This window comes from [Rhizobium] kunmingense, from assembly GCF_977018605.1.
In genome coordinates, this window is the sequence record NZ_CDRNXG010000002.1 from 1,077,803 (window position 1) to 1,101,420 (window position 23,618).

Genomic DNA, 23,618 nt, shown 5'->3' on the forward strand with positions numbered 1-23,618 from the left:
AACTTGTCCCGTTTTCCTCGGAGGCTTGTTCTTTGGTCCCGCCGGTCAACTCGCCAACACATGTAAGTGACGGAGAAGTGAGGTCTATCTGCGGATGCATTGCCTGGCTGCAGGAGGCTAATTTAGGCGAATGGTGCAGCTTGCGGTCGCAAACCCGACCTCGACATTGAGGGCAAGTTTTCGTCAGGTGATGAGTATTTATGCACTCGGGGTGCGGGTTCAGTTTTTGTGCAAAATCTTCCCTTCGATGCTTGACAGCTGCAGAAAGCCAGAGTCAAAATGGAGCATCGATATATCGGTATATTGATTAATTTGATGTGTTCCGAAGTGACGTCCGCACGCAAACGAAAATCCATAAGGGGAACTTCATGCGACGACTGCTTACTGCATCCCTCGGCCTGTTTCTGACCGCCACTGTAGCTTTCTCCCAGCCCGTTCCGGGTGGCAGGGTCAATCTGATTGTTCAACCCGAACCGCCGAGCGTTATGATCGGCATCACCACCAACGGTCCCGCACTTGCCGTCGGCGGCAACCTGTTCGAGAGCCTGCTTCGATACGATGAAAAACTGCAGCCGATGCCGGCGCTGGCCAAGTCCTGGACCATTTCCGAAGACGGCAAGACTTACACATTCGTGCTGCAGGACGATGTAAAGTTCCACGATGGCCAGCCGATGACCGCGGCCGACGTGCTTTTCTCGGCCAACGACTTCCTGATGAAGACGCAGCCGCGCCACCGTAACGTCATGGCGCGCGTCGAGAGCGTTACGGCGCCCGATGACAAGACGGTCGTATTCCAGCTGAAGCAGCCATTCGAGCCCTTCATCCGCTCCTTCTCGTTCGGAGCGATGCCGATCGTGCCGAAGCATGTTTACGAGGGCACCGACTACATGACCAATCCGGCCAATGAAAAGCCGATCGGTACAGGTCCTTTCAAATTCGCCGAGTGGCAGCGCGGCAGCTTCATCAAGCTGACCAAGAATGAAGACTATTATCTTAAGGGACAGCCTTACCTGGATGAGGTCTTCTACCACGTCATCCCCGACGGCGCAGCGCGTGCCGTCGCCTTCGAGACCGGCAAGGTGGACATCCTGCCGGGTGGATCTGTCGAGAATTTCGACATTCCGCGGCTTTCCGGCATGGAAAATACCTGCACGACGGAAAAGGGTTGGGAATATTTCGCGCCGCTGTCATGGTTGTGGCTCAACAACCGGACTGCGCCGATGGACAACCCGAAGTTCCGTCAGGCGATCATGTATGCGCTCGACCGCGAATTCGCCAAGGATGTGTTGTGGAACGGCTACGGCAAGGTCGCGACCGGCCCCTTCTCCTCGAAGCTGCCCTTCTATAGCGATGTCGGCCCGAAATACGCCTATGATCCTGACAAGGCAAAGGCGCTGCTGGAAGAGATCGGCTATGACGGAAAACCGCTCAAGCTCCTCCCGCTGCCCTACGGTGAGACGTGGCAGCGCTGGGCCGAGGCCGTGAAGCAGAATCTCGATGAAGTCGGCATCCCGGTCGAAATCGAATCGACCGATGTGGCGGGCTGGAACCAGCGCACCGCCAACTGGGATTACGACATCGCTTTCACCTTCCTCTACCAGAACGGCGATCCGGCGATCGGTGTCGACCGCAACTACAAGACAAGCCAGATCTCCAAGGGCTCGCCATGGAACAATGTCGAGGGGTATTCCAACCCGGAAATCGACAAGCTGTTCGACGATGCCGCCGTCGCCTTCCCGGCGCCCGAACGCCAGAAGATCTATGATGTCGTGCAGGCCAAGCTGCAGGAGGACGTGCCTGTCGCGTGGTTGCTAGAACTCGGGTTTCCGACCATCTACAATTGCAAGTTCCAGGATGTGGTAACCACGGCAAACGGTCTGGCAGAGTCCCTGCGCGACACCTGGATCAAGCAGTAAGGCCAACCCTTGCGCCGCAATCAGGCGGGGCCTGCCCCGCCTGATCCCTTGGACCTCAAAAGCCAGCCGGGTTTTCCATGCTTAAATTCATCACGGGGCGATTGCTGAAAGCGATCGTCATCCTGTTTTGCATCACCATACTCAATTTCTTCCTGATCCATTCCGCCCCCGGCGATCCGGCTTCCGTCATGGCCGGCGAGGCCGGTGAGACGGACGAGATGTTCCTGCAGCAGTTGCGCGAGCGTTTCGGTCTCGACCAGCCGCTTTATGTTCAATTGTGGATCTACCTGTCGTCGGTGGCGCGGCTCGACCTCGGCTATTCCTACCGCCAGCAGCTGCCGGTTCTGGATCTGATCGCCGACCGGCTGCCCGCAACCCTGATCCTTTCTCTCGCCGCCTTCGCCATCTCGCTTGGTCTCGGCATTGCCGCCGGCGCGTTTGCGGCCGCCCGCCAGGGACGCTGGTCGGACACGCTGATGTCGCTATTCGCGCTGATCTTCTACGCGACGCCGCTGTTCTGGCTGGCGCTGATGGCCGTGCTTCTGTTCTCCGTCCAGCTCAACTGGCTCCCCGGCTTCGGCTTCGAGACGGTCGGCGCCAACTATACCGGAATGGCGCGTGTTCTCGATATTCTCCAGCATCTCATCCTGCCGGCGATGACCCTCGGCCTGTTTTTCATGGCCGTCTATGTCCGCATGACGCGCGCCTCGATGCTGGAGGTCAACCGCATGGATTTCGTCAAGACCGCCAAGGCAAAAGGCCTTCGTCCCGGTGTCATCCAGAGACGTCACGTACTGCGCAATGCTCTGCTGCCGGTGGTCACGCTTGCCGGCCTGCAGGCGGGACAGCTTGTCGGTGGCGCGGTGCTGATCGAGACGGTGTTCGCCTGGCCGGGCATCGGCCGCCTGATGTTCGATGCGCTGTCGCAGCGTGACTACAACCTGCTGCTCGGCGTCTTCGTCATGTCGGCGGCGATGGTTCTCCTGTTCAACCTGATCACCGACGTGCTCTATCGCCTCGTCGATCCCAGAATCCGGGTGGCATGATGAAAGACTTCTGGAAACGCTTCTCGCAGAACCGCGGCGCCGTTGTCGGTCTCGTCATCCTGCTTCTGGTCATCGCCCTGTCGATCGCCGCGCCATTCATCTTCACCCGGTCGCCCTGGGCGATGGTGCAGCGGCCGTTCATTCCGCCCTTTACCATGGATGCCTTCATGTTCGGCACGGACCCGATGGGCCGTGATCTTGCCGCCGGCCTTGCCCATGGTGCTCGCATCTCGCTTCTGGTCGGACTGGTATCCACCATCGTGTCGCTTTTGATCGGCATCCCGATCGGCGCAGTGGCCGGCTATTTCGGCGGCTGGGTCGACGACGTCTTGATGCGCTTTACCGAATTCTTCCAGAGCGTGCCGAGCTTTGCGCTGGCGATCGTGCTGGTTGCCATCTTCCAGCCGTCGATCACCTCGATCATCGTTGCCATCGCGATAGTCTCGTGGCCCCCGGTGGCGCGGCTCCTGCGTGGCGAAGTGATGTCCCTGCGCTCGCGGGAATTCGTCGAGGCGGCCGTCCTGTCCGGTCAGACCCACGCGACGATCATCTGGCGGCAGATCCTGCCGAACACGCTGTCGCCGATCATCGTGCTTGCCTCGATGATGGTTGCGGCTGCGATCCTGATCGAAAGCTCCCTCTCCTTCCTTGGACTTGGCGACGCCAATGTGATGTCCTGGGGCTATATCATCGGCGCCGGCCGCACCGTCATCCGCCAGGCCTGGTGGGTCAGCTTCTTCCCCGGCCTTGCCATCCTTCTGACCGTGCTGGCGCTCAACCTCGTCGGCGAAGGCCTCAACGACGCACTCAATCCGCGTCTGGCGAGAAAGGGGAAGTGATCATGCTTGCCGAGAACACGATCACCGAAGCCGCGTCCGACGCCGTCATTCATCCCGGTGCCTTGAACGAAACGGGCCGCGGCGAACCGGTCGTCCATATCGACAGGCTGAGCATCGCTCTGCCGGACGGCGCGGACCGGCCCTATGCCGTCGACCGCGTCAGCTTCAAGCTGTTTCCGGGCGAAATGCTCTGCGTCGTCGGCGAGAGCGGTTCGGGCAAGTCCATGTCGGCCAATGCACTGATGGGGCTTTTGCCGGAAACCGTGCGGATCGCCGAGGGGCGTATCCTGCTCGAAGGCAAGGATCTGGTGACGCAATCCGCCGAAGCGCTCTATTCCATTCGCGGTCGTCGCGTGGCGATGATCTTCCAGGAGCCGATGTCGGCGCTCAATCCGCTGATGAAGGTCTCGGCCCAGATCGAGGAAGTCTTCGAGGCGCATGGCCTGCTGACGCCGAAGGCACGCAAGGAAAAGGCGCTCTCGCTGCTGACGGAGGTGGGCTTGCCCGATCCGCCGCGCGCGGCCGACAGCTATCCTTTCCAGCTGTCCGGCGGCCAGCGGCAGCGCGTCATGATTGCCATGGCGCTGGCGCTGGAGCCGGAAGTGCTGGTCGCCGACGAGCCGACCACCGCGCTCGATGTCACCACCCAGGCACAGATCCTCAAACTCATCGCCAGGCTCCAGAAGGAGCGCAACATGGCGGTGATGTTCATCACCCACGATTTCGGCGTCGTTGCCGAAATCGCGGACTATGTGACGGTGATGCAGCTTGGCCGCATCGTCGAGCAGGGCACGGCGGACGAAGTGCTGTTCTCGCCGCAGCACGCCTATACGAAGAAGCTGATCGCCGCGATCCCGAAGGCGGGAGACGGCGTTGTCGGCAGCCAGACGCCGGAGCCTCTTCTCGTCGTCGAAAAGCTCTTCAAGACCTATCGCATGGGTGGCGGGCTGTTTTCCAAGGCGCGTGAGGTGCACGCGGTCAAGGATGTCTCCTTCACGCTCGGACGCGGCGAAACGCTCGGTATCGTCGGTGAAAGCGGATCGGGAAAATCCTCCGTCGGCCGCTGCCTCGTGCGGCTGCAGGACCCGGATTCCGGCCGTGTTCTTCTCGGCGGCCAGGACATGGCGCATCTGAAAGGCGAGGACCTGAGAGCCATTCGCCGGCGCATGCAGATGATCTTCCAGGATCCCTATTCATCGCTCAATCCGCGCGAGAAGGTCGGCCGCATCATCGCATCTGGCCCGATCGCCTATGGCGAAGACAGCAGGAAGGCGATGTCGCGTGCTGCCGAGCTGATGGAAATGGTGGGCCTCGATCCCAAGGGGACCAACCGTTTCCCGCACGAGTTTTCCGGCGGTCAGCGACAGCGCATCGGCATTGCCCGCGCTCTGGCACTCGAACCCGAGATCATCATCGCCGACGAGGCGGTCTCGGCGCTGGACGTCTCTATCCAGGCGCAGGTTCTGGATTTGCTGGGCCAGTTGAAGAAGGACCTCAACCTATCCCTCGTCTTCATCACCCACGATCTGCGCGTCGCTGCAAAAATCTGCGACCGGGTGATGGTGATGCAGAAGGGCGAGGTGGTGGAGATCGGTACCGGTCACGCGATCTTCGCGACACCGAAACACGCCTATACGCAAAGCCTGATCGAGGCCATTCCCGGCCGGGCAAAGGAAGCATTGATGACGGCCTGAGCCGTCTGAGCGAAACATAACACAGGGCCATGAGCGCCCTTCAACGGAGCAGAACAATGACGATCATGCCGAATTCGGTCGAAGCCCGCGATATGGCCTACCAGATGCATCCGATGGTCAACCTGAGGAAATACGAGAAGACCGGCGGTCTCGTCATCGAGTCCGGCGACGGCATCTATGTCTTCGACAACAGCGGCAAACGTTACATCGAGGGCCTTGCCGGGCTCTGGTCGGTGGCGCTCGGCTTCGGTGAGAAGCGCTTGTCCGAAGTCGCCAAGGCGCAGATGGACAAGCTGCCCTACTACCACACCTTCGCCTACAAGACGCATGGCCCCTCCGTCGATCTCGCCGAACTGCTGATCCAGATCGCGCCGGTGCCGATGTCGAAGGTCCACTTCACCTCGTCTGGCTCTGAAGCCAACGACCTTGCCTGCAAGATGGTCTGGTATCGGTCGAATGCGCTTGGCAAGCCTGAGAAGAAGAAGATTATCGGCCGCATCAAGGGCTATCACGGCGTTACCATCGCGTCCGGCTCGATCACCGGCCTGCCGCGCAATCATGAGAGCTTCGACCTGCCGCTCGACCGGATGATCCACACGTCCTGCCCGTCCTATGTCCACTTTGCCGAAGAGGGCGAGAGCGAGGCAAACTTCACCACGCGCATGCTGAAGGATCTCGAAGAGCTGATCCTCAAGGAAGGGCCTGAGACGATCGCAGCCTTCTGGGGCGAGCCGGTGATGGGTGCTGGCGGCGTTCTGGTGCCGCCGGACGGTTACTGGGCCGGCGTTCAGCAGATCCTCAAAAAACACGACATCCTTCTCGTCGCCGACGAGGTCATCTGCGGCTTCGGCCGCACCGGCAAGATGTTCGCCTGCGAGACGCTCGGCATCGAGCCGGATGTGCTCGTCGTGTCCAAGCAGATCTCGTCGTCCTACATGCCGCTTTCGGCGATCATCATGAGCGATCATTTCTACCAGCCGATCGCCGACCAGTCCGATCGCATCGGCGTCTTCGGTCACGGGTTCACCGCATCCGGCCATCCGGTCGCAACCGCCGTCGGTCTCGAAAACCTGAAGATCATCCAGGAGCGCGATCTGGTCGGCAATGTCGCCCGGCTGGAAGCGAACTTCCTCGGCGGGCTGGCGGAACTGGCAAAGCACCCGCTGGCGCATTCGTCGCGCGGCGTCGGCCTGCTCGGTGCGCTCGAAATCGCGCCCTGGGCTGATGGCAAGCCGGGCGATGCCGCAGCAGCCGTTGCTGCTGCCTGCGAAGAGGAAGGACTGATCATCCGCAACATCGCCGAAGCCCTGTGCTTCTGCCCGCCGCTGATCATCACTGCCGAGCAGATCGACGAGATGTTCGGCGCCGTCAAGCGCGCGCTCGACAAGGTGCAGGCAGCGCGGGCCTGAGGTTAAGGAGTGAAGGAATGAACATGATGCAGAAGACCGATCTCGGCGAAATGACCGCGGCCCAGCTTTCCGAGTTGTTCGCGAGCGGCAAGGCCTCGCCGGTAGAGGCTGCGAAAGCGTCGCTGGAACGGATCGAGAAATTCAATCCAAGCGTCAATGCCTTTGCCCATGTCGTGCCGGAACTGGCGTTGGCCGCAGCAAGAGAGTCCGAAGCGCGCTGGAAGAAGGGCGAACCGCTGTCGCCGATCGATGGCGCACCGACGACGATCAAGGAACTGACGCCGGTCAAGGGTATTCCGTGGCGGCGCGGTTCGGCGCTCGGCGAGACGACGCCTTCGACGAAGGAGTTCCTGATCATGGAGCGCCTGCGCGGCGCGGGCGTCACGGTGCTCGGCACCACGACCTCGCCGGAATTCGGCTGGAAGGGCGTCACCCACGGGCCGGCCTTCGGCAATACGCTCAACCCCTGGCGCACGGATCGTGCGTCGGGCGGTTCGTCCGGCGGTGCGGCCGTTGCGGCGGCGCTCAACATGGGCGTGCTGCACGAAGGCTCCGACGGCGCCGGCTCGATCCGCATCCCGGCGTCGTTCTCCGGCGCGTTCGGCATCAAGCCGACCTATGGATGGATCCCATCCGACACGCCGACGGCGCTGTTCGAACTTGCCCATCGCGGTCCTCTTGCGCGCACCGTCGAGGACGCGGCCCTGTTCATGAACGCCACGACCGGTCCGACGCCAAAGGCCATGTACGGCTATTGCCCGACCCCCGTGCCGGATTGGCGCGAGGCAATCAGGGGCGCAAGCGTCAAGGGCCTGAAGATCGGCTACAGCCGCACGCTCGGTTACGCCGAGGTGGAACCGGATGTTGCAGCCGCCGTCGAGCGTGCTGCGAGCCGCCTAGCGGACATGGGCGCGATTATCGAGGAAGTCGACCCGGGCTTTGCCAATCCGCAGGATGCGTTACTGGCTCTGTGGTATGCTGCGGAAGCCCGCACCGTGGAAATGGTCAATCCGACGGAAGAGCAGAAAGCGCTGATGGATCCGGGCCTGATCCGTATCTACGAGAAGGGCAAGGTCTATTCGGCGATCGACTATGTCACTGCCGAGCAGGTTCGTGCCGATCTCAAGGTGACGATGGCGCTGTTCCACGAGAAATATGACGCGCTGATGCTGCCGACCATGCCGACGACGGCGATAGAGGCCGGCGTCGACTTCCCCGGCGGCGTCGAGGGCAAGGACTGGTCGGACTGGTCGCCGTTCACCTATCCGTTCAACATGACGGGTCAGCCGGCCGTCTCCGTGCCGTGCGGCTTCGATGCCGGCGGTCTGCCGGTCGGCTTGCAATTCGTCGGCGCGCGCTTTCGCGATGACATCGTGCTGAGGCTTGCAGCCGCCTATCAGGCCGCCTATCCGGAAGAGATGCTGAGCGCTCCGCGGGTCGCCTGACACGGGAATGACAAGGGATGACGATGCGGGGGCGCCAAGCCTCCGCATCAGTACAACAACAGAATACGCATGGGGATGAAACGCATGGCTTCGACAGCCGGTCAGGCAGCGACGGGTGGATTGGGCGCAGAGCTCGAGACGGGTGTAAACGCGGTGCCGCCGGATCAGGCGCAGCGTATCGCCCGTGACAGGTATGGACTTGAAGGCCGGGTCGAATGGCTATGGGGCGAAAAGGACAGCAACTATCGCCTGACGCTGGGGGACGGGACCGAATACCTTCTGAAAATTCTCAACCCGGCGGAAAATCCGGCCATGACGAGCATGCACAGCCAGGCGCTGCTGCATGTCGAGGCGGCTGATCCGGGGATCCCGATCCAGCGCATCATCCGCACGCTCGACGGTGAGGCCGACTTTCGCATGAGCGATGACGACGGCGGTACGCGCGGCGTCCGCATGGTGACATTCGCTCCCGGCGTGTCGCAGAAATCGCAGCCTCACTCGGCCATCCAGCGGCGCCGCATCGGTGTTCTGCTTGGCCGGATGCAGAAAGCACTTGAGAGTTTCACGCATGAGGCCGCCCATCACCGCATCACCTGGGACATGAGCCATGCCGCAAGCGTGCGCGACCTGCTGCCCGTGTTCGGCGATGGCGCCCAGCGCGCGCGGCTCGAAAGCGCCATGGCAGATTTCGAAGATCTCGTCCTGCCGCGGATGAAGGATTTGCGGGCGCAGATCATTCACAACGACTTCAACATGGAAAACATCCTTGTCGATGAGAGGGAGCCGGATACGATCAGCGGCATCATCGATTTCGGCGACATGGTGCATGCTCCCCTGCTGTTCGATGTCGCCGTGGGCGCCGCTTACCAGATCGGCAATGCAGGCGATCCCATCGAGGCCATGTGCGACTTTCTTGAAGGATACGCGACGGAAAAATCGCTCGCTGACGAGGAGATCGCGCTGCTCTATCCGGCAGTTCAGACCCGCATGCTGATGCGTCTGGCCATTCCCGAATGGCGAGCAAAACTGTTTCCCGAGCACCGGGAACTCTACACCCGCAACAGCCCCACAGTCTGGGATCAGTTTGCACGGCTCGACGCCGTCTCAAAGGACGACGCCATCGCCCGCCTTGCAAACGCCTGCCGTTCATAACGCATCAGAGGGAAGAGACATGAACAAGCCAGCCACGACGATGATCAACGGTTTCGATGCCTCGCGCCTTGGCAGCCTGCCCGAACGGGAACGCTCGATGATCGAGCGACGCCAGACGATGCTCGGCCCATCCTACCGGCTGTTCTACGAGAACCCTCTGCATCTGGTGCGCGGCGAGGGTGTGTGGCTCTACGACCCGGACGGCAATGCCTATCTCGACACCTATAACAACGTGCCGTCCGTCGGCCACTGCCACCCGCGGGTCGTGGCCGCGATTGCCGAGCAGGCGGCGGTGTTGAACACGCACACGCGCTATCTCGACGAGAAGATCCTCGACTATTCGGAAAAGCTGCTCGCAACATTCCCGGATGCGCTGGATCGGGTCATGTATGCCTGCACCGGCAGCGAGGCGGTCGATCTCGCCATGCGCCTTGCCGGCTATTACACAGGCGGAACCGGCATCATCATCACCGAAAACGCCTATCACGGCACGACGGCGGCGGCTGCCGCCATTTCGCCGTCCCTCGGCCCGAACATGCCGCTCGGCATGCATGTAATGACGGTGCCGGCACCGGATGGCTATCGTGCCGATGGCCGGGATGTCGGCGAAGCGTTTGCCGAAGGCGTATCGAAGGCGATCGCCTTCATGCTGCGCCACGGCATCAAGCCGGCGGCCTTCATCGCCGACAGCATCTTTTCCACCGACGGCATCTTCTCCGAGCCTCCCGGCTTCCTGAAAAAGACGCTCGACGTCGTGCATGATGCGGGCGCGCTTTACATAGCTGACGAGGTGCAGCCCGGTTTCGGCCGCACCGGCTCGCATATGTGGGGCTTCATGCGCCACGACATCGTTCCCGATATCGTCGTCATGGGCAAGCCGATGGGCAACGGGCTGCCGATCGCGGCCGCCGTGATGAAGGGCGAGGTGCAGGAGCGTTTCGGCCGCGATATCCGTTATTTCAACACGTTCGGCGCCAACCACGTGTCTATCGCCGCCGCCAATGCCGTGCTCGACATCATCCACGACGAGGACCTGATGGGCAATGCGCTCGCAACCGGCAACTACATGATGGAGGGGATGCGCCGGCTGCAGCAGGATTTCGACTGCATCGGCGATGTTCGTGGCGCCGGCCTGTTCCTTGGGCTGGAATTCGTCAAGGATCGCGACAGCCGCGAACCAGATGGCGCCCGCTCGCTCGCCGTCGTCAACCGCATGCGCGAGCGCCGGGTGCTGATCAGCGCCGCCGGCATTCACGGCAACACGCTGAAAATCCGCCCTCCCCTGCCCTTCGGGCGCGAGCATGCCGACATTTTCCTCAAGACTCTGGAAGAGGTGCTGCACGAAACCGAATGATCGCCTGCCCCGCCTCTGCTCCCTGATCATCAAAGGATCGACCATGACTGCATCTCCGGACATCAACGCCGCGCGGCTTTGGGCCGACATCATGACGATGGGGGCGATCGGTGCGACGCAAGGCGGGGGAAGTTTCCGTCCAGCGCTTTCGGATGCCGATCGCGAGGGCCGCAATCTCTTCCGCCATTGGGCGGAGGAAGCTGGCCTGACTGTGACCGTCGATGCGATCGGCAATATGTTCGCCCGGCGCGAAGGACGCGATCCTTCGCTTTCGCCGCTGATGATCGGCAGTCACCTCGACACGCAGACGCCCGGCGGCAAATTTGATGGCGTTCTCGGTGTGCTAGCCGGCCTCTCGGTCGTGCGCGCGCTCGACGAGGCCGGTGTGAAGACGCTCCGGCCGATCGAGATCGCCAACTTCACCAACGAGGAAGGCGCGCGATTCCAGCCTGGTGTCATGGGGTCGGGCATCTTCGCGGGGATTCTGCCATTGGATGAAGCACTGAGCCGCAAGGATGACGGCGGGGCCATGCTGGGCGACGAGCTTGCCCGCATCGGCTATGCCGGTTCGCTTCCGGTTGGCGGCCGGCCGATCCATAAGTATCTGGAGCTTCATATCGAACAGGGACCTGAAATGGAAAAGGCCGGTGTGATGATCGCCGCCGTTTCCAACAGCTCCTGGGGATGCAGCGGCTTTATCGATATCAACGGCGAGAACGGTCACTCGCAGACGGCGGCCATGTCGAAGCGTCGCAATTCGCTCGTGGCCGCGGCGAAGTTCATTCTCGAGATCGAGGCGATCGGGGCGGAAAACGAACCCGACGGCATGGTCAGCGCAACCGTCATTCGCAACTGGCCGAACAACCGGGTCAATATTCCGCACCTGACCAAGCTTTCCTATGTTGCCGTACATGCGACGGAAGAAGGTCGTGCGACAATCATCCAGAAGATAGAGGACGCGGCCAGGCGGATCGCCGCTGAAACGGGCCTTTCGATCGAAGCGACGACATCGCATTACCGCCAGCGGCTGGATCTTTCCGAAGATCTTTCAAACCGGGTTCTGGATGTGGCCGAGGCGCGCGGATATTCCTCGATGAAACTGCCGACGCTGACATCGCACGATGCGCTGGCCATGCATCACCTCTGCCCGGCTGCGATCATTTTCGTACCGTGCAAGGATGGGATTTCTCACAGCGAAAAGGAGTGGTGCGAGCCTGAAGCGGTGGCTGCGGGTGCAGCGGTTCTGCTGGACATGGCGCTGATCGCGGCCAACGAGGCCTAGCCATCTTATCATTTGTTCATGTGCAATCTCCGAGTATAAGGCGGTATGTTGGTATATCGGGCGGACATGCGAGGTTTTTGAGTGAATTCACACGCCAGACTGGGGGCGGACGAGATGGGAGGCAGCGTGCCGAAGGCGCTGTGGGCCTACAATGTCATTCGCGATGCCATCATCACCATGAAGCTCGCGCCCGGTGAGACGCTGAACGAAAAGGAGACGTGTGCCGAACTCGGCATCTCCCGCACGCCGATGCGCGAGGCCGTCTTGCGGTTGGCGCAGGAGGGGCTCGTCAACATCGTCCCGAGCGGCGGTACCTTCGTCAACAAGATCGTCATGCGCAAGGTGATCGAGGGCCATCTCGTGCGCTCGAGCCTCGAGATGCGTACCGTCCAGCTGGCTGCCCGCAATTTCACGGCCGTTTACGAAAGGGATCTGGACCTTTTGATATTTCGCCAGCAGGAAGCGGCGAAACGGCAGGATATCGACGAGGCCTTCAAGGTCGACAACGACTTTCATCGGCTGCTCTGCCGGATCGCCGGTTTTCCCAATGTCTGGCAGACCATTCACAATGCCACCGGGCAGCTCGACCGCGTGCGGCGGCAGGCCTTTCCGAAGATGGGCTATTTCGAGGAAGTGCTCGACGAGCACGTCGCTCTTTATGCGGCAATCAAGGCACATGACGAACACGGTGCCGCGCAACTCCTGAAGTCCCATCTCGGTGGAATTCTGGCGGTGGTGCAGTATGTGATCAAAACCGATGCCGACATCATCAGCGGCGAGGATGACATCACGCTCCTGGAGGCATTGGCAGACATCTGACGCAAGGGCTCTGCTCATATCAGCACGGAGTGGAGCACTCACTTCTCCAGAATATCGCGATTTGGAAGATACGATTATCCGTTTTCAGTGGTCCCTGAGGCCGATCTTGGGGACCGATCTTGTTTTTTGATTTTGAAATAGGCGGGGTTGGCTGATGGCAATGGTGATGAGTTGGAGCGAGTGGTTCGCCAAGGACGGGCTCGCACTTGCCGGTCTGGTTCGAAAGGGCGACGTAAGCGCCAGCGAGCTTGGCCAGCAGGCGAAGGCGGCGATCGAGGCGGTCAATCCTGAAATCTGCGGTGTCGTTGAAATCTTCGACGATGCGGTGGCCGATGCCGGCGTCAACGGCGCCGATCCTGAAGGGACGTTTGCCGGTCTGCCCTTTCTGCTCAAGGATCTCGGCCCGACGCTCGCGGGGCGCCTGCAGGAACAGGGTTCCTTCTATATGAAGGGCAATCGCGCGACGGCCGACACATTTCTGACCGGCAAGATAAAGGCCGCGGGTCTCAATATCATCGGCCGGACGACGACGCCGGAATTCGGTTGCTGCAGTTCGGCTGAAAACCCCGCCATGTATGTGACCCGCAATCCGTGGAATACCGATTTTACCAGTTGCGGCTCGTCGGCGGGATCATCGGTGATGGTCGGGGCGGGCGTCGTGCCACTCGCGCATGCCACCGATGGCGGCGGCTCCATCCGCATTCCGTCCGGCACCAACGGCGCCATCGGGCTGAAATCGTCGCGCGGTACGTTCTCGATCGCGCCGCTCAATTCCGATTTCACCTCGGTCGTGTCGACGCAGGGCTGCATCAGCCGCACCATTCGCGATACCGCGGCCTTCGTCGACAATTGCCGCGGCGCCGCGCCTGGCGAATTCATGCCTTACTGGATGCCCGAGGAACCGTTTCTCAAGGCAATCGAGCGTGATCCAAAGAATTTGCGCATCGCCGTCTCGCATGAGTGGGGGCCGTATCGCTCGACGCCGCATATAGTGGCCGAACTCGACCGCGTCGCGCGCTTCCTGGCCGATCTCGGCCATCAGGTGGAGTGGGTCACGCCCAAGGTCGATTTCGAAAAGGCTTATGCAGCGCAAACAACCTGTTACATCACCAATTTCGCCCAGACTGTGAACAATCTCCTGAGGATGCGAGGACTGGAGAAGCCGCCTGCCGATCTCATGGAGCCGATGAATATCCGCATCTGGGAACAGGGCAAGGATGCCAGCTATACCGAGCGCGCCGACATGCAGATCGCTTTCAACGAGACGGCGCGTTCGTTTGCAGCCTTCTTCGAGGACTGGGATATCGTTCTGACCCCGATCACCGCGCGCGAGACGCCGCCGATCGGCACGACGCAATATCTGACCACGACCGACAATCCCTCGGCTCTCGACTGGTTCGCCAACCTGTGGGGCTTCTTCCCCTATACGCCGCTCAACAATCTCTGCGGTACGCCGGGCCTGTCACTGCCGCTTGCAAAACATGCGAACGGCCTACCGCTCGGCATGCAGATACAGGGAGCGATGGGATCGGACGCCCTTTTGCTGCAACTGGGCGCGCAGATAGAGCGGGCGCTCGATGGCCGCTGGAACGGCGGCGATCTGCCCAGGGTTCACGTCACCAATCTCGGCTGACCCGTGTGGCGCGCGGGCGGCCTACGCTCGCTACCGGATCCTGTGGTTTGCGGCCGTGGGTGCATCAAAGCCGCTTGGCAGAAAAGAGGTCTTCGCGCTAAGACATTGGCATGAGCGACAATGTCATCAAGTTTCAGCGCCCGCAGCAGCCCAAGCCTCCCCGCCAGACCCCGCCGTGGCTGAAGCGGGTCCTGACCGTAGTTGCGGTCGCGGCAGCACTCGTCGCCGTCTGGGCCTATTTCCAGTTTGCCAGCGGGGGCACGCCTCCGGCACTTCCGGCGCCCTGAGCGCTCGCCGCCTTCCTTAGTCGCCCGGCGGCAAGAGCTGCTGCTTGCCTTCCTTGACGGTCTGCATCGCCACGTTGGTAGACGTGCTTGCGACAAAGGGAAGGGTTGAAATCTTCTCCCCGAGAACGATCCTATACCGACGTATGTCTCTTGTGCGCACTTTCAGGAGGTAGTCGAAACGTCCGGCGATCATGTGACAGGCCTCGATTTCACGGATCTTGCGCGCAGCTTCGTTGAAGCTTCGCAGCGCCTCCTCGCGCGTGTCGCTCAGTTTCACCTCGACGAAGGCGATGTGGTCGAGCCCCATTTTCTCGGCGCTGATGATCGCGCGAAAACCCTCGATATAGCCTTCATCGATCAGCCGGCGCAGGCGCTGCTGGCAAGGCGTCTTGGAAAGACCGATGCGATTTGCCAATTCGGTGATCGACAATCGCCCATCTACCGACAATTCCTGCAGAATTCGGGAATCGAACTGGTCCAATTCACTAGAGATATGAGTTTTGGAGGCCATTATGGCGATATATTCCTCGTAAATCAGTCGAAATGAGTAGTGAAACGCGAAAAACAAGGCAACTCGAAAAATGGGGGCGTGGTATTTTCCGCGCCACATAGAAACCTCGCTTCGTGACAACCGGAAAGCACCATGACGCAGCCTCACGCCATCGACCCTGCCGCCGACGTTCCTGCCCCGTTCGCGAGTTTTGCACCTCCTGTGCGCGAGCAGGGTGAGATGCGTCGCGCGATCACTGCGGCCTATCGTCTGCCTGAAGCCGATTGCATGGCGAGCCTGCTGCCCGAGGCAACCTTGCCGGAAGCTCTGGCCAACAAGGTGCGCGATACCGCCCGCAGCCTGATCACTGCGCTGCGCGCCAAGCACAAGGGGACCGGTGTCGAGGGATTGGTGCAGGAATATTCGCTGTCGAGCCAGGAAGGCGTGGCGCTGATGTGCCTTGCAGAGGCGCTGCTGCGCATTCCCGACATGGCGACCCGGGATGCGCTGATCCGCGACAAGATCGCCAATGGCGACTGGAAGTCGCATGTCGGCGGCGGGCGTTCGCTGTTCGTCAATGCGGCGACCTGGGGGCTCGTCGTTACCGGCAAGCTGACCAATACGGTCGACGGCCGCAATCTTTCGGCGGCATTGACACGGCTGATCGCCCGTTGCGGCGAGCCTGTCATCCGCCGTGGCGTCGATATGGCGATGCGCATGATGGGCGAGCAGTTCGTCACCGGCGAGACGATCGCCGAAGCGCTGAAGCGTGCGCGGACGCTGGAAGATCGTGGCTTCCGCTACTCCTACGACATGCTCGGCGAAGCCGCCACGACGGCTGCTGATGCCGAGCGCTATTACAAGGATTACGAGACAGCGATCCACGCGATCGGCCTCGCTTCTGCCGGTCGCGGCATCTATGATGGTCCGGGCATTTCCATCAAGCTTTCGGCGCTGCATCCGCGCTATGTGCGCTCCCAGTCCGAGCGGGTCATGGCGGAGCTTCTGCCGAAGGTGAAGGCGCTGGCTGTCATCGCCAAGCGCTACAATATCGGTCTCAATATCGATGCCGAGGAGGCCGATCGGCTGGAACTGTCGCTCGACCTGTTGCAGAGCCTTTGCGAAGATCCCGATCTGGGCGGCTGGGAAGGCATGGGCTTTGTCGTGCAGGCCTATGGCAAGCGCTGCCCGCGCGTGCTCGATTTCATCATCGATCTTGCCCGCACAAACAAGCGCCGCATCATGGTCCGCCTCGTCAAGGGCGCCTATTGGGATGCCGAAATCAAGCGCGCGCAGGTCGATGGCCTGAGCGACTTCCCGGTCTATACCCGCAAGGTACACACCGACGTTTCCTATATTGCCTGCGCGAAAAAGCTTCTGGCGGCAACCGATGCTGTATTCCCGCAATTCGCCACCCACAACGCGCAGACGCTGGCAACCATCTACCATCTGGCCGGTCCAGATTTCGTCAGCGGCAAGTACGAGTTCCAATGCCTGCACGGCATGGGAGAGCCGCTCTATGACGAGGTTGTCGGTCCGTCCAAACTCGGTCGGCCGGCCCGCATCTATGCGCCGGTCGGCACGCATGAGACGCTGCTCGCCTATCTCGTCCGACGCCTGCTGGAAAACGGCGCGAACTCGTCCTTCGTCAACCGCATCGGCGACGCATCGGTTTCGGTCGATGACCTGATTGCCGATCCGGCGGAGGTCGTGCGCGGCATGGCGGAAGTCGGCGCCCGCCATGACCAGATCTCGCTGCCGCGTGATCTCTACGGCGCCCGCGCCAATTCCGTCGGTCTCGACCTGTCGAACGAGGTTGCTCTTGCGGGAATTTCCGCCACGCTGAAGGCTTCCGGCGCCCGCCGGTGGGTCTCCGCGGCCGCAGATGGCGCGATCGCCGATGCCGAGGATGGCCGCCAGGTTCTCAATCCGGGCGATCGGCGTGATGTTGTCGGTATCGTCAAGGAGATTTTCGAGGCGGATGTCGAGAAAGGCATGACGACGGCGTCCGAAGCCGCAGCAGGCTGGTCCGCCGTTGCGCCGGCGGACCGCGCCGCCTGCCTGGAGCGGGCAGCCGATATCATGGAGCGGGACATGCCCGACCTCCTCGGCCTGATCATGCGCGAGGCCGGCAAGTCCATGCCGAACGCGATCGCCGAGGTGCGCGAAGCCGTCGACTTCCTGCGCTACTATGCCGAACAGGCGCGCCGGACGCTCGGCCCCGGCCATCGCCCGCTCGGCCCTATCGTCTGCATCAGCCCGTGGAATTTTCCGCTCGCCATCTTTACCGGCCAGATTGCCGCAGCACTCGTGACCGGAAATCCGGTTCTGGCAAAGCCGGCCGAGGAAACGCCGCTGATCGCTGCACAAGGTGTTCGCATCCTGCATGAAGCCGGTATTCCGGCAGGCGTGCTGCAGCTGATGCCGGGTGACGGCCGGATCGGTGCCGCGCTCGTCGCTTCGCCGGCAACCTGCGGCGTGATGTTCACCGGCTCAACGGAAGTCGCGCGTCTCATCCAGGCGCAGCTCGCCGCGCGCCTGCTGCCGAACGGCAAGCCGATCCCGCTGATCGCCGAGACGGGCGGTCAGAATGCCATGATCGTCGATTCCTCGGCGCTGGCCGAACAGGTCGTCTTCGACGTCATCGCCTCGGCATTCGACAGCGCCGGCCAGCGCTGTTCGGCGCTTCGCGTTCTCTGCCTGCAGGAAGAGGTCGCCGACCGTATCCTGACCATGCTGAAAGGCGCGCTGAGGGAGCTGACGATCGGCCGGACAGATCGCTTGAACATCGACATCGGCCCGGTGATCAGCGAGGAGGCAAAGGGAACCATCGAGGCTCATATCGCCGCCATGCGCACGCTCGGACGCAAGGTGGAGCGGATGCCGCTTGGACCGGAGACGGAGAACGGCACATTCGTCGCGCCGGCAATCATCGAGATCAACTCGCTGAAGGACCTCGAGCGGGAAGTCTTCGGCCCGGTTCTTCACGTCGTACGCTACAGGCGTGATGATCTCGAACGGCTGATCGAGGATATCAACGGCACCGGCTACGGCCTCACCTTCGGCCTCCATACGCGCCTTGATGAAACGATCGCGCAGGTCACCGATCTGGTCCGCGTCGGCAACATCTATGTCAATCGCAACGTCATCGGCGCGGTCGTCGGCGTGCAGCCATTCGGCGGGCGTGGTCTTTCCGGCACGGGTCCTAAGGCGGGTGGGCCGCTGTATCTCGGGCGGCTTGTCGACAACGCGCCGGTGCCGCCGCGCCACAGCTCGGTACACACCGATCCGGCGCTGACCGATTTTGCCCGCTGGCTTGGGCAGCGCGGTCGCAATCGTCTGGCGCAGGATGCCCGTGAGACCGGTGCCGTGTCGGCGCTCGGCATGGTCACCACCCTGTCCGGTCCGGTCGGTGAGCGCAATCTCTACGCGCTGCATGCCCGCGGCCGCATTCTTCTCGTGCCGCAGACGGAAGTCGGTCTTTATCGCCAGCTGACAGCCGCTCTTGCCACCGGCAATGAGGTTGCCATCGATGCGGCGGTGGATCTGAAGCAGGCCCTGCGCGATCTGCCGGCAAGCGTTGCGGTAAGGATCTGCTGGAGCAGCGACTGGAAGGCCGATGCGCCGTTTGCCGGTGCACTGATCGAGGGCGATGCCGTACGCGTCAGCGATGCGGCACAAAAGATCGCCGCCCTGCCCGGCCCGCTGGTTCTGGTGCAGGCCGCGACGTCGGCGGAGATCGAGGCGAATGCCGAGCCCTATTGCCTCAACTGGCTGCTGGAAGAGGTCTCTACCTCGATCAACACGACCGCTGCCGGCGGCAATGCGAGCCTGATGGCGATCGGCTGACGCACGCGGAGCGTCCCATGGTCTCTTGATTTCCTCGGAAGGCGCTCGTCGGCGCCTTCCGCATGCTGCATCCATTGTGGCCCGCATTCTGCGCATTCCTTGTTCATGACATAGACGCCGTGATCTCGCTCGGCCCGTCTTCGGTACCGGCCCTCCGGTGTCGGTCTGGCAATCGCCATCCAAACCGCAAAACATAAGAGTCTATTGCAATCGATGCCGTCCGCGCCGTGGCGGGTGCTTCGGTGCGGCAAGCCTGACGGCCGATGCGGGTGAAGCGCCGAGCGTCCGAAAATTATCATGTGCGAATAGCAACGGGTAAAATCGTCGCACCCTTGCAAACCTGACAAAAATCAGTTTAAGGGGGAGCGCTATATTGTCGCAGAGTCCGATGACGTTACACTTCGTCACCATTGCAGTCCCGCAAAATAGCCGTAGTAACGGTGCCGGGAATGCTCACTCGAATGCGGCAATAGTCGATCGCTTGATAGCTTTACCCTATCGATCCCGTTTCGCCTCCGCCTCATGCGTGGCAAATTACCGCAGCTGGACGCCTGTCGGAGACCTGTGCACGGACGAGGCCCATTCGGTGCGCGGCAGTGGCGCGATCGTCATCAACACCATCACATCGGGCAAGCGAGACACTCGCTGCGTCCCGTCGAGGTATCTTCCGGTCAGCGAAGGGGAGTTTTTCTCCCTCGCCGGGAGCTCCTCATCCGCAATCCACCGGTCTGACGCCGAGAGGGGCAGGAATGTCGGAGGCATCAGGCATGCCGCCGTACAAATTGTCCTGGCTGAAAGTCGGGAGATGAAGAAACGCCGCTCACGCTTCGTAGCGTGCGCGGCATCACGCAACCGCTTGTCCGAGGGCACCCCAGGGACGAAGGCGACGGTTGCTTACAGAGCCATGACCTAAGAGAGGGATATTCTTATGGCAGTTGCAGGAGCATCCGGAGGCAGCGCGTCGAGCGCCGGCTTCCTGGATAAGGAACACATCATAGCCAAGCCTGGCTTCAACCGGTGGCTCGTGCCGCCGGCAGCGCTTGCCATTCACCTTTGCATCGGCATGGCCTACGGCTTCAGCGTTTTCTGGCTGCCGCTGACCCGCGCGATCGCCGGCGATCCGGACCCGTCCTGCGCCAGCATGTCGGGTCTTCACCGCGCTGTTCACCACGAGCTGCAACTGGCGCGTCGCCGACCTCGGCTGGATCTATACGCTGTTCTTCGTTCTCCTGGGTTGCTCGGCAGCCATTTGGGGCGGATGGCTTGAAAAGGTCGGCCCGCGCAAGGCCGGCTTCGTATCGGCACTTTGCTGGTGCGGTGGTATCCTCGTCGCGGCCATCGGCGTCATGACCCATCAGCTGTGGCTGATGTGGGTCGGCGCCGGCGTCATCGGCGGTATCGGTCTCGGCCTCGGCTACATCTCGCCGGTTTCGACGCTGATCAAGTGGTTCCCTGACCGTCGCGGCATGGCGACTGGCATGGCGATCATGGGCTTCGGCGGCGGCGCAATGATCGGCGCTCCGCTTGCCAACCTGCTGATGAACCACTTCCGCACCGATGTTTCGATCGGCGTGTGGCAGACCTTCATCTGCATGGCGGCGATCTACTTCGTCTTCATGATGGGCGGCGCCTTCGGCTACCGCATCCCGCCGGCTGGCTGGCGTCCGGAAGGCTGGACGCCGCCGGTTGCCAAGTCGAGCATGATCACCACCCGCCACGTACACCTGCGTGACGCGCACAAGACCCCGCAGTTCTGGCTGATCTGGGCCGTTCTTTGCCTCAACGTATCGGCCGGTATCGGCGTTATCGGCATGGCGTCGCCGATGCTGCAGGAAATCTTCGCCGGCTCGCTGATCGGCCTGCCGGGCGTCACCTTCGCCGAACTCGACATGGCTCAGAAGGGCCAGATCGCCGCGATCGCGGCCGGTTTCACCGGTCTTCTGTCGCTGTTCAACATCGGTGGCCGTTTCGTCTGGGCGTCGGCATCCGACAAGCTCGGCCGCAAGAACACCTATTACTGCTTCTTCATCGTCGGCATCCTGCTCTACGCGCTTGCTCCGACGCTTGCTGAAATGGGCAACAAGGCGCTCTTCGTGCTGGCATTCGGCATCATCCTGTCGATGTATGGTGGTGGTTTCGCGACCATCCCGGCCTACCTTGCCGACATCTTCGGTACCCAGTTCGTCGGCGCCATCCATGGTCGCCTTCTGACGGCATGGGCAACCGCCGGCATCCTCGGCCCGGTCGTCGTCAACTACATCCGCGAAGCACAGATCAGCGCCGGCGTTCCGACCGGCCCGGCACTCTATACCGGCACGATGTATATCCTCGCCGGCATGCTTGTGCTCGGTCTGATTGCCAACTCGCTCGTTCGCCCGCTCGGCGACAAGTGGTTCATGTCGGATGAGGAAGTGGCTTCGCTGCAGGCAAAGACCGCTGCCGCCAACGCCGGCCCGACCGGTTCGTTCGGTATCGGTACCGGTGGCCTCGATGCCAAGGCTGCATTCGCCTGGGCCGTCGTCGGCATCCCGCTTCTGTGGGGCATCTGGGTGACGGTCAAGAGCAGCTTCGCGCTGTTCGGCTAAGCCGCAACGATAAGGTAAGGGGCGGTCCTGCCGCCCCGCTCAAACGGAAAGGCCGGATCATCGCTTTGGTGATCCGGCCTTTTTCGTCTGTCTGCCAGGGAATTATCGCGCCCTGATATAGTTGCTCAATCGCTCGGCTGCATCCTCGATCTGTTTCGGGTCCCGCAGATAGCAGGCGCGCATGAAAGCTTCCCCGCCCGGTCCGAAAGCGGTTCCTGGCGCCATGCCGACGCCCGTGGCATCGACGATCCTGAAGGCTTCGTCGCGCGCATCGGTGACGCCGTCGATCTTGAGAAAAGCGTAAAGCGCGCCGGGCGGCTTGCGCGTCTCGACGCGGTTTGTGGCAACCAGCGCGTCACAGAGAATGTCGCGCGAGATACGGGCGCGCTCGATATTGGCGCGGACGAAATCATCGCCGTGATCAAGCGCCGCGATCGCCCCCTTCTGCATGAACTGCGCCACACCGGAGGTCGAATACTGGATAAGATTGGTCAGCGTCTGGCCAATCTCGGCTGGTGCGACCATCCAGCCGACACGCCAGCCCGTCATGCACCAGTTCTTGGAGAATGACTGGGCGAAGATGATCCGGTCCTGTCCGTCCATCACATCCATGAAGGAGGGCGCGCGGCCGCCGTCGAAGTAATAAAGGCCGTAGATCTCGTCGGCGATGATCCACAGGCCATGCTTGCGCGCAAGGCCGAGAATGTCCGCGAGGTCCTGCTTCGTCGCCGTCCAGCCCGTCGGGTTGGAGGGAGAATTGATGAACAGCGCCTTGGTCTTCGGCGTGATCGCCGATGCCAGGCGGTCGATATCGATCTTCCACTGGCCATCGACGAAGTCGAGCACGACCGGTTGCGGCTTTGCCTCGGCGACCGTGATGGCGTTGACGACATTCGGCCATGCGGGGGCAAGATAGATGATCTCGTCGCCGGCGGAGGCGACCGTCTGGATCGCCAGCACGATCGATTGCATGCCCGAACCGGTGACGTAGATATTGTCGACGGACAGATCGTGGCTGTAATGGCGCTGGTAGTAGCGCAGGATCGCCTGACGAAGCTCGGGAATGCCCTGCGTCCAGGTGTAAAAGGTCTCGCCCGCCGCCAGTGCCTCGCTCGCTACCCTGGTGATGAAATCGGGGGTCGGAAGATCGCCTTCGCCGATCCATAGCGGCAGAAGGTTGTCGCGTCCGCGCGCATGAGCGACGATTTCGCCGATGCCGCTGCGGGGTGCGGCCGCGGCGCGGGCGCTGATATCCGGTCTGATAATGGTCATGGGTGTCTCGGCCAAAGGGAGAGGATCTTGCGGGACGCTAGGAGTAGGTGCGTCGCAAATGCCCGTCAACGGTCGATCTCGATCGATGTCTAAAGCCTTGCTCTTGTGCTGCGCGGGGTGGCCAGAAGCAGGTTCGTTTCGCTGGCGGTAATGCCCTGCACCAGCCGGATGCGGCGCAACACGTTGTCGAAATCGGCAAGCGTCGCGGTGCCCAGTTCGACGATCAGGTCCCAGCGGCCATTGGTCGTGTGGATTTCGGAAATCTCCGGAAAGCCGCCGAGCGTCTGGATGACGCGGTCGGCGACGCGACCCTCGATCTCGATCATCATGATGCCGCGCACCGGCAGTTCCACCGCATCGGCCCGCAGGATGACGGTGTAGCCGAGCACATCGCGATTGCGCTCCAGCTTTTCCATCCGCGCGCGCACAGTCGCCCTCGACGTGCCGAGGTCTGCTGCAATATCCGATATGCTGCGTCGCGCGTCGTGACGCAAAAGCGTCACCAGCTTGTGGTCGAATTCATCCATGTGCAGATTGATAAATCAT

The 23,618-nt window shown here is 61.8% G+C and carries 16 protein-coding genes and 1 pseudogene; 14 read left to right on the forward strand and 3 right to left on the reverse strand.

All coding sequences use genetic code 11. The annotated features are described in order from the left end of the window. Nucleotides 1-368 precede the first annotated feature (368 nt). From AC0JZ4_RS23405 to AC0JZ4_RS23460, 12 genes are all read left to right on the forward strand, one after another. Entirely contained in the window at nucleotides 369-1,916 is a 1,548-nt protein-coding gene (locus tag AC0JZ4_RS23405; protein WP_471888862.1) for an ABC transporter substrate-binding protein, read from the forward strand. Between the two features lie 77 nt (nucleotides 1,917-1,993). Further along, on the forward strand, nucleotides 1,994-2,962 hold the full coding sequence (locus AC0JZ4_RS23410; protein WP_471888863.1) for an ABC transporter permease: 969 nt from the start codon (nucleotides 1,994-1,996) through the stop codon (nucleotides 2,960-2,962). Next, on the forward strand, nucleotides 2,962-3,801 hold the full coding sequence (locus AC0JZ4_RS23415) for an ABC transporter permease (RefSeq protein WP_471889081.1): 840 nt from the start codon (nucleotides 2,962-2,964) through the stop codon (nucleotides 3,799-3,801). Before AC0JZ4_RS23410 ends, AC0JZ4_RS23415 begins: the two co-directional genes overlap by 1 nt. Before the next feature lie 2 nt (nucleotides 3,802-3,803). Beyond that, entirely contained in the window at nucleotides 3,804-5,495 is a 1,692-nt protein-coding gene (locus AC0JZ4_RS23420) for an ABC transporter ATP-binding protein (RefSeq protein ID WP_471888864.1), read from the forward strand. Between the two features lie 56 nt (nucleotides 5,496-5,551). Then, nucleotides 5,552-6,904, forward strand: coding sequence for an aspartate aminotransferase family protein (locus AC0JZ4_RS23425; RefSeq protein WP_471888865.1), 1,353 nt, complete (start codon nucleotides 5,552-5,554; stop codon nucleotides 6,902-6,904). A gap of 17 nt (nucleotides 6,905-6,921) precedes the next feature. Continuing rightward, the gene (locus AC0JZ4_RS23430) at nucleotides 6,922-8,349 is read left to right on the forward strand and encodes an amidase (RefSeq protein ID WP_471888866.1); all 1,428 of its coding nucleotides are present in this window, start codon (nucleotides 6,922-6,924) and stop codon (nucleotides 8,347-8,349) included. An 84-nt stretch (nucleotides 8,350-8,433) separates the two neighbouring features. Next, nucleotides 8,434-9,501 (forward strand): phosphotransferase, encoded by a 1,068-nt coding sequence (locus AC0JZ4_RS23435; protein ID WP_471888867.1) that lies wholly within the window; start codon nucleotides 8,434-8,436, stop codon nucleotides 9,499-9,501. Nucleotides 9,502-9,520: 19 nt separating this feature from the next. Beyond that, nucleotides 9,521-10,855, forward strand: coding sequence for an aspartate aminotransferase family protein (locus tag AC0JZ4_RS23440; RefSeq protein ID WP_471888868.1), 1,335 nt, complete (start codon nucleotides 9,521-9,523; stop codon nucleotides 10,853-10,855). 43 nt (nucleotides 10,856-10,898) lie between these two features. After that, nucleotides 10,899-12,137, forward strand: a complete 1,239-nt coding sequence (locus tag AC0JZ4_RS23445; RefSeq protein WP_471888869.1) for a M20 family metallo-hydrolase — start codon at nucleotides 10,899-10,901, stop codon at nucleotides 12,135-12,137. An 81-nt stretch (nucleotides 12,138-12,218) separates the two neighbouring features. Further along, a complete protein-coding gene (locus AC0JZ4_RS23450) occupies nucleotides 12,219-12,956 on the forward strand; it encodes a GntR family transcriptional regulator (RefSeq protein ID WP_471888870.1) in 738 nt (245 codons plus the stop codon). Nucleotides 12,957-13,110: 154 nt separating this feature from the next. Further along, entirely contained in the window at nucleotides 13,111-14,589 is a 1,479-nt protein-coding gene (locus AC0JZ4_RS23455) for an amidase (protein WP_471888871.1), read from the forward strand. A 110-nt stretch (nucleotides 14,590-14,699) separates the two neighbouring features. Then, nucleotides 14,700-14,876: a hypothetical protein gene (locus AC0JZ4_RS23460; protein ID WP_471888872.1), complete on the forward strand. Its 177-nt coding sequence runs from the start codon at nucleotides 14,700-14,702 to the stop codon at nucleotides 14,874-14,876. A gap of 16 nt (nucleotides 14,877-14,892) precedes the next feature. Here the strand turns inward: AC0JZ4_RS23460 and AC0JZ4_RS23465 are convergent, their stop codons facing one another. Next, complete coding sequence (locus AC0JZ4_RS23465) at nucleotides 14,893-15,387, reverse strand: Lrp/AsnC family transcriptional regulator (RefSeq protein WP_471889082.1); 495 nt, start codon at nucleotides 15,385-15,387, stop codon at nucleotides 14,893-14,895. A 132-nt stretch (nucleotides 15,388-15,519) separates the two neighbouring features. Here AC0JZ4_RS23465 and putA point away from each other — a divergent pair, with 132 nt between their 5' ends. Next, nucleotides 15,520-19,215: a trifunctional transcriptional regulator/proline dehydrogenase/L-glutamate gamma-semialdehyde dehydrogenase gene (gene putA, locus AC0JZ4_RS23470; protein WP_471888873.1), complete on the forward strand. Its 3,696-nt coding sequence runs from the start codon at nucleotides 15,520-15,522 to the stop codon at nucleotides 19,213-19,215. 928 nt (nucleotides 19,216-20,143) lie between these two features. Further along, nucleotides 20,144-21,800: pseudogene (locus AC0JZ4_RS23475) on the forward strand (OFA family MFS transporter). A 102-nt stretch (nucleotides 21,801-21,902) separates the two neighbouring features. Here AC0JZ4_RS23475 and AC0JZ4_RS23480 read toward each other — a convergent pair. Beyond that, entirely contained in the window at nucleotides 21,903-23,072 is a 1,170-nt protein-coding gene (locus AC0JZ4_RS23480) for a pyridoxal phosphate-dependent aminotransferase (protein WP_471888874.1), read from the reverse strand. Between the two features lie 89 nt (nucleotides 23,073-23,161). Further along, nucleotides 23,162-23,599 (reverse strand): Lrp/AsnC family transcriptional regulator, encoded by a 438-nt coding sequence (locus AC0JZ4_RS23485; RefSeq protein WP_471888875.1) that lies wholly within the window; start codon nucleotides 23,597-23,599, stop codon nucleotides 23,162-23,164. Nucleotides 23,600-23,618 lie beyond the last annotated feature (19 nt).